This window comes from Steroidobacter flavus (assembly GCF_042651805.1).
GTDB lineage: Bacteria > Pseudomonadota > Gammaproteobacteria > Steroidobacterales > Steroidobacteraceae > Steroidobacter > Steroidobacter flavus.
Genome location: NZ_JBHSDU010000003.1, coordinates 2,604,052 through 2,610,526, shown reverse-complemented (window position 1 = coordinate 2,610,526; position 6,475 = coordinate 2,604,052). Strand labels below are relative to the sequence as shown.

The 6,475-nt window shown below is 62.1% G+C and carries 8 protein-coding genes; 6 read left to right on the top strand and 2 right to left on the bottom strand.

Annotation, left to right across the window (positions count from 1 at the left end):
* The first annotated feature begins 132 nt into the window (after window positions 1–132).
* The 4 genes from ACFPN2_RS16950 to ACFPN2_RS16935 all read left to right on the top strand — a co-directional run bounded on the left by ACFPN2_RS16950 (window position 133) and on the right by ACFPN2_RS16935 (window position 2,748).
* Window positions 133–705: a hypothetical protein gene (locus tag ACFPN2_RS16950; RefSeq protein ID WP_380598568.1), complete on the top strand. Its 573-nt coding sequence runs from the start codon at window positions 133–135 to the stop codon at window positions 703–705.
* 95 nt (window positions 706–800) lie between these two features.
* On the top strand, window positions 801–1,709 hold the full coding sequence (locus ACFPN2_RS16945) for a formylglycine-generating enzyme family protein (protein ID WP_380598566.1): 909 nt from the start codon (window positions 801–803) through the stop codon (window positions 1,707–1,709).
* Window positions 1,710–1,806: 97 nt separating this feature from the next.
* Window positions 1,807–2,376 (top strand): glycine zipper 2TM domain-containing protein, encoded by a 570-nt coding sequence (locus ACFPN2_RS16940; RefSeq protein WP_380598565.1) that lies wholly within the window; start codon window positions 1,807–1,809, stop codon window positions 2,374–2,376.
* An 84-nt stretch (window positions 2,377–2,460) separates the two neighbouring features.
* Window positions 2,461–2,748 (top strand): ubiquitin carboxyl-terminal hydrolase 14, encoded by a 288-nt coding sequence (locus ACFPN2_RS16935; RefSeq protein WP_380598563.1) that lies wholly within the window; start codon window positions 2,461–2,463, stop codon window positions 2,746–2,748.
* A 1-nt stretch (window position 2,749) separates the two neighbouring features.
* Here the strand turns inward: ACFPN2_RS16935 and ACFPN2_RS16930 are convergent, their stop codons facing one another.
* Complete coding sequence (locus ACFPN2_RS16930; RefSeq protein WP_380598561.1) at window positions 2,750–3,628, bottom strand: acyltransferase; 879 nt, start codon at window positions 3,626–3,628, stop codon at window positions 2,750–2,752.
* A gap of 136 nt (window positions 3,629–3,764) precedes the next feature.
* On the opposite strand from ACFPN2_RS16930, the gene ACFPN2_RS16925 reads away from it, so the two are divergent.
* Together ACFPN2_RS16925 and ACFPN2_RS16920 are read left to right on the top strand one after the other, a co-directional pair.
* Window positions 3,765–4,553: a DUF4159 domain-containing protein gene (locus ACFPN2_RS16925; protein ID WP_380598559.1), complete on the top strand. Its 789-nt coding sequence runs from the start codon at window positions 3,765–3,767 to the stop codon at window positions 4,551–4,553.
* 61 nt (window positions 4,554–4,614) lie between these two features.
* Entirely contained in the window at window positions 4,615–5,091 is a 477-nt protein-coding gene (locus ACFPN2_RS16920) for a GNAT family N-acetyltransferase (RefSeq protein ID WP_380598557.1), read from the top strand.
* Here the strand turns inward: ACFPN2_RS16920 and ACFPN2_RS16915 are convergent.
* The gene (locus tag ACFPN2_RS16915) at window positions 5,088–6,341 is read right to left on the bottom strand and encodes a fimbria/pilus outer membrane usher protein (protein ID WP_380598556.1); all 1,254 of its coding nucleotides are present in this window, start codon (window positions 6,339–6,341) and stop codon (window positions 5,088–5,090) included. The two genes, ACFPN2_RS16920 and ACFPN2_RS16915, sit on opposite strands and share 4 nt — an antisense overlap.
* Between the last annotated feature and the right edge of the window lie 134 nt (window positions 6,342–6,475).

The window sequence follows — 6,475 nt, the reverse complement described above, 5'->3', positions numbered from 1 at the left end:
GCAGCTGCGTTACAAAGCTTGCCCATATCGACATATGGGCTGCGCTTTGCGCCTTGCTGCAGGCGATTGGAGGCGCAACGCAGCCCATCCAATGAGTGTTAACAGGCCCTAACTCACAAACGGGAAACTTTCATGCTTCGCAGACTTCCGGCGCGCAGCGCCGCGCTTTGTTCCTTGTTGATGCTCGGCTGCCTGTCGCAGGCCCACGCCGCCGACTACACAGGCTTCGGCTTCGTGTTCGAAGGCGACCTCGAATACGGTGGCGATGACATCGCCACGCTGTCCTTCGTCGATGGCTCCTCGCAAGACATCAAGGCTGGCCAGGGCGTCTCGCTGGCATTGGGCGGCCACTATCGCGCCGGCGACTCGCCGTTCTCGGTACGCGGCACGATCGGCTACAAATATGTGACGACCAAAGCCAGCAATGCCGACATCAGCATCGGCCGCACCGTGTTCGAGCTGGTCGGCAACTATTTGATCTCGGATTCCTGGTGGGTCGGCGCGGGCATCACGCACCAGACCGGCATCAAGTTCGACGGCGACGGCTGGACGCCCGACATCGATTTCGACGACGCCACCGGCCCGACGATCGAAGTGGGCTGGCGCTGGTTCGCGCTGTCGTACACCAACCTCAAGTACAAGGGCGAGTTCCAAGGCGACATCGACGCGAGCAGCTTCGGCCTGACCGCGGTCAGCAAGTTCTGAACCGGTGCTTCTCGATCACCGACGCGTTCGGAGAACGCGCCGGTGGTCGGGCCGCACCATGCCTAAGATCGGCGTCGACTTTTGGGGAGACGCCGATGAGTGAACACAACAACGCACCGCTGTGGGCCGCCCTCGTTTGCCTGGCAGCCACACAGATCGCGCAAGCGGATAACAAAGACGTGCCGATGGCCACCGTGCCGGCCGGCACCTTCCAGATGGGCAAGACCGTGAATCGCGGCTACGGCGAGATCGACGGCCCCACGCGCACCGTGACGATCGAGCGTCCTTTCAAAGTCGCGAAACACGAAGTCACCCTCGGCGAGTTTCGAGCCTTCACGCGCGAGACCGGCTACGTCTCCGAGAAGAAATGCAACATCTATAAAGAAGGCACCAATTGGTACATCGATCCGGAACGTAACTGGGCGAATCCCGGCTTCGCGCAACCGGAAAATCATCCGGTCGTCTGCGTGAGCTGGAAAGATGCGCAGGCCTACATCGATTGGTTGAATCGCAAGACCGGTCACACCTATCGCCTGCCGTCCGAAGCCGAATGGGAATACATCGCGAGCACCGCGACGTATGGCGGCACTCGCACCGTCTCGCACGACAACGCCAATCTCGGCAAAGTCGAATGCTGTGGCGGTAAGGTGCAAGGCAAAGACCAATGGATGCAAACCGCACCCGTCGGCAGCTTCCCCGCCGACAGTTACGGCCTGCACGACGTCCGCGGCAATGTTTGGGAATGGCAGCGCGACTGCTATCACGACAACTACGATGGCGCGCCGAACGATGGCACCGCTCGCGAATCGTGCCCCACACCGGGATATCACGTCGTCCGCGGCGGCTCCTACGGCGATGCCGGTGAATTCCTCGAAGAGCGCTTCCGCCTTCGCGGCCCCGAGGATCAAGGCTACTTCACCGTCGGCTTCCGTCTCGCAGAGTCGGTGAGCGGTCAAGCGCAACCCGTAAAAGCCACGACTGCGAAGGCGATCACGAAGTTCTGATTGCCTTGTCAACATTTGGCGACAGCATGGTTGCGCCGAACGGGATTGATATCATGCGCCCCTGGCCTACGATTCCAACAAGCCTCCGGGGCATTCCATGTTCAATCGATTACTCAAGACAGCTTTCGCTGCGCTTCTCTGCGCGTCCGTACTTGGCAGCACGCCGGCATTGAGCGATCCGCCCGATCACGCGAAGGCGTACGGCTGGCGTAAGAAACACGATCGCCACTATGTCGGTTACACCGGCCGCGAATGGGAGCGTGACTACGGCGTGCGCGAAGGCTCATGTCATCGCAAGACGATCGGCACCGTCGTCGGCGCAGTTGCCGGGGGCGCGATCGGATCGCAGATCGGCGAAGGCGACGGTCGCACGGTAGCGATCATCGCCGGTGCGGTACTCGGCGGACTGATCGGTCGTGAGATCGGTGAAGATCTCGATGAGGCGGATCGCAGCTGCTTCGGCCACGCGCTGGAACTGGCCGACCCCGGTCGCCCGGTGCACTGGATCAACGAGCGCACGCATGTCGACTACATCCTTACGCCGCTCAGCTCGGGCGATTCGAAGAGCTGTCGCAAGTTCAAGCTGAAGGCCACGTCGGGCAAGAAGAGCAAAACGTCCGAAGGACGCGCCTGCCGCGACGGCGACGGCATCTGGCGAATGGGCTGAGAAATAACAGCACGCGCGTACTCCGCCACGGTTGTCATGCCCGCTTGCGTGCAGTATCAATAGCGCTCCACCGGGAGATGCTGCATGTCATGCGAACACATCGGCCACGTCAAACCGTTGCCGCCGAAAACTCCGCAAGGATGTGAGGAGTGTCTGAAGTCGGGCAGCCGATGGGTGCATCTGCGCCTGTGCCTGACCTGCGGTCACGTGGGTTGTTGTGACAGCTCGCCCAATCGGCACGCGACCAAGCACTTCCACAGCACGAAACATCCGGTGGTGGCGTCGTACGAGCCGGACGAGCGCTGGGCCTGGTGTTTCGTCGATGAGGAAGCGGTCGATATTCCGCGCGACGCGTTGAAATACTTGCGCTAGATCACGCAGCGCGCTGCTGCGTGATGAGCTGGTCCTTCTCGAGCCACAGACCGTTCAACCAGTTCTGTACGCGCTCGCGAAACGCTGGATCGTTTTGATAATCGCCGCCGAGCAGCTCGGCCGGGATCGCCCGTTCGCGAATATTCACGCGCACCTCGCGCACGCGGTTCGCGAATAGATCGAGCATGGTCGGCCGGCCATCGGGATAGACGATGGTCACGTCCAGAATCGAATGCAGCGCGCGTCCCATCGCATCCAGCACGAACGCGATGCCGCCGGCCTTGGGCTTGAGCAGATTCGCGAACGGCGAGGCCTGCTGTTCATGTTTGGTGCGCGTGAAGCGCGTGCCTTCGACGAAGTTCATCACCGACACCGGGATGTGCATGAACTTCGCGCAAGCCCGCCGGGTCGCGGCGATGTCCCGCCCCGCCAACTCCGGCCGCTTCTCCAGTTGCTGCCGCGAATAACGCTTCATGAAGGGAAAATCGAGCGCCCACCAGGCCAACCCGAGCAGCGGCACCCAGAACAGCTGACTCTTGAGGAAAAACCGGAGCAACGGCACGCGCCGGTTGAGTGCGGCCTGCAGGACCGGGATGTCGACCCAGGTCTGATGATTCGCCATCACCAGGTAATGGCCATCAGGCCGCAGCCGGGCGTCGATGTCGAACACGAAACGGGTGTGGGTAAACCAGCGAATCAAGGCGGTATTGATGCCGATCCAGCTGGCGGCAATGGCCGTGAGCAGCCAGTCGCACACGCGCCGGATAGGGCGCAGGGGCAGAAGGGCTTTCACCACCGCCACTACCAGCAGCGGCGGGACATGGATCAGGCTGTTCGTCGCCAGCAGCAGCGCACCGAACGCGATTCGTAACCAGCTCATCGCGAGACTCTGTCGCCTCGGGGTCGAGGCGGGGCGCAGCATACTGAAGATAGGCGGATGTGGCGATTTTCCCCTCGCTCGTCCGGTCCGGAGGACCCCATTGCAAGCGGGGAAAGTTGATGCCATGGTGCCTCGCATGAGCCGCAGTTCGCCGCCCACTCTGTTTCGGCGTGCCCTCGACCGGGTGACCTGGCGGCTGGTCGCACTCATCGCGATTCCCTTCGCCGTGCTGGCCTCGGACACCACCCCGAACGGTCCGGCCGGGCCGAACCCCGAATTCCAGTTCATACGATTGCAATACACCGGCACCAGCCTGTTCGGCGGCCGCGAGCGTTGGCTGACCGACTTTCCCGAGGCCGAGCAGCACCTGATCCGCGGCATCCGGCGACTCACGCGCATCGATATCGCCGAGGAGAGCAAGAACCTCAGCATCATGGACGACGCGCTGTTCGACTATCCCTGGATCTACGCCGTGGAAGTCGGCCATTGGATGCTGTCCGACGAAGAGGCCGCGCGGCTGCGCGAATATTTGTTACGCGGCGGCTTCCTGATGGTCGACGATTTTCACGGCACGCTGGAGTGGGCCACGTTCATTCAGGGCATGCACCAGATTTTTCCCGATCGCGCCATCGTCGACATTCCGCCCGACGACGGCGTGTTCCACGTCGCGTACGACATCAACGAGCACGTGCAGATTCCCGGCATCCAATCGTTGTACAGCGGCCGCAATTACGAGAAGGACGGCTTCACCCCGCACTGGCGCGGCATTTATGACGACGACGGCCGCTTGATGGTGGTCATCAATTTCAACATGGACCTCGGCGATGCCTGGGAGCACGCCGACGTGCCTGAATACTCGCTGCTATATACGAACCGCGCTTACAAATACGCGATCGACTATATTCTCTACGCGATGACGCATTGAACGCGTCTTGCCGGGCACAACGCCCTTCTTCCCGATTTTTCTACGACAGGCGCGTTACGCGATGAACATCAATTGGCAATGGCGCCGATATTCCGAGCTTTCGCCGCTGCAGATCCACGACATCTTCGCCGCGAGGTCGGCGGTATTCGTCATCGAGCAGGCCAGCCTGTATCTCGATATCGACGGCAAGGACCTGGAGGCGCTGCATCTGGCCGGTTGGGCCGGCGATCAGCTCGCGGCGTATTTGCGATTGCTCGCGCCGGGCGTGAGTTATCCGGACGAGCCCTCGCTCGGTCGGATCGTCACGACGAAGATGGCACGCGGCAGTGGCATCGGCCGGGAGCTCGTCGCTCGCGGCCTGGAAAAGATCCACGAGCTGTATCCGACGCTACCGACGCGCATCGGCGCGCAAGCTCACCTGCACAAGTTCTACGGATCCTTTGGATTCGTGCAATCGTCGGAGCCGTACGACGAGGACGGCATCATGCACATCGAGATGTTGCGGCCGCCGGGGCCGGTCGCGGGCCGCGTGAGTTAGTTGATTTCGTCGGACGTCTGCGGCAACTGCAGATTCAGCTCTTCGAGATCGTCCACCGCCGGACGCAGCATCGGCTTGAGCGTGCCGAACGGCCGCTTGTAGGAAATAAACACCGACGAGCCGAAGTTGTCTTCGAGCGAATGACCGGCGCTCATCGACATGGTGCCGCGTCCCACGCCCATGCTCTGCTTCACGGCGATGAGATTCGTGCGCTCGCGTGCCCACGTCGTTTGAGTCGCGTACGCCACCGACAGGCTCGAACGCTCAGTGACATTCACACCGACGCTGGCCAGGTCCCGCTGCATGATGGGATCGTTAAGCGACATGCTGCCGATGTCACGAAACTCTCGTGACTGAAACTTTGAGCGCACCATCAGGTTGAACAGCGAGTTGGTGTGCTCGAAACCGACCTTCGACATCCAGCCCGAGCCGCCGCCCACTGCGTTGCTCTGAGCGAAGGCGACCGATGCGGTTCCGATCGAGCCGATGCGACGCGCGACGCCGAAGCCGAGCGCGGCCACTTCGTCCGCCAGATATTCGCCGTGTCCTTCGACGGTGAAGCCCATCGGCGCGCCACACGTGACGGTCGTGTTCGCGAACATCGGGCCGTAAGAATTGCTGGTGAGCGCGTAGTTCTCGCGCACCTTGCCGAAGCCCACCGAGAAATCGGAACAGCCCTGCTCGGCCAGACGAGTCCGCGAAATCATCGGGGCCGCGACGGATTCGGAATGACCCAGCGCGTCCTGCACGGCCAGGTTCCAGCCCTGGTCGCCCGACGGCAGCGAACGATTCACCGAAAGATTCTGCTGGCTGAGATTCGTGCCAGCCTCGCCCGCCGAGGCGAACAGCGCGTCGGCGACGGTGGGCAACACAGCCATGCCGCTGCTGGCCAGCTTGCTCGAATTGATCACATCGTCCCGGGTCTCGGACTTGGTGCCGAATTGCATGCCGCCGTAACGGACCGACGTCCCCCACATGCCGACGCTGCTGACAGCATCGCCGACGCGCAGGCTCTCATCCCCTCTTTGCTGGGTATAGGAGGACTGCAGACGGGTCAGGGTATTGGCGGTGGCGTTAGGATCGAGGGAGGCCGCGAAGCTGTAATCGACCTTGCCCGCTTCGCTCAGGACCTGGGCGTTGACGGACGAATACGCGGGATTCAGCGAGGTCGCGCGAACCGCCACGGTCTCGGGCTCGCTGACTTGGGGCACGGCGCAGGCGGTGAGGGCCAGCGCGGGAATCAGGATCAAGATAGTCCGTATCGTCGAAGTCATCAGCTCAACAAACTCAACTGCAGCTGGGCCCCGCCTTTCTTGAGGCGACACCATGGTGGTCTGGTGGGCGGCATTGCCCTGAAGCACGCGAAAGTCTAAGCAACCGGCGC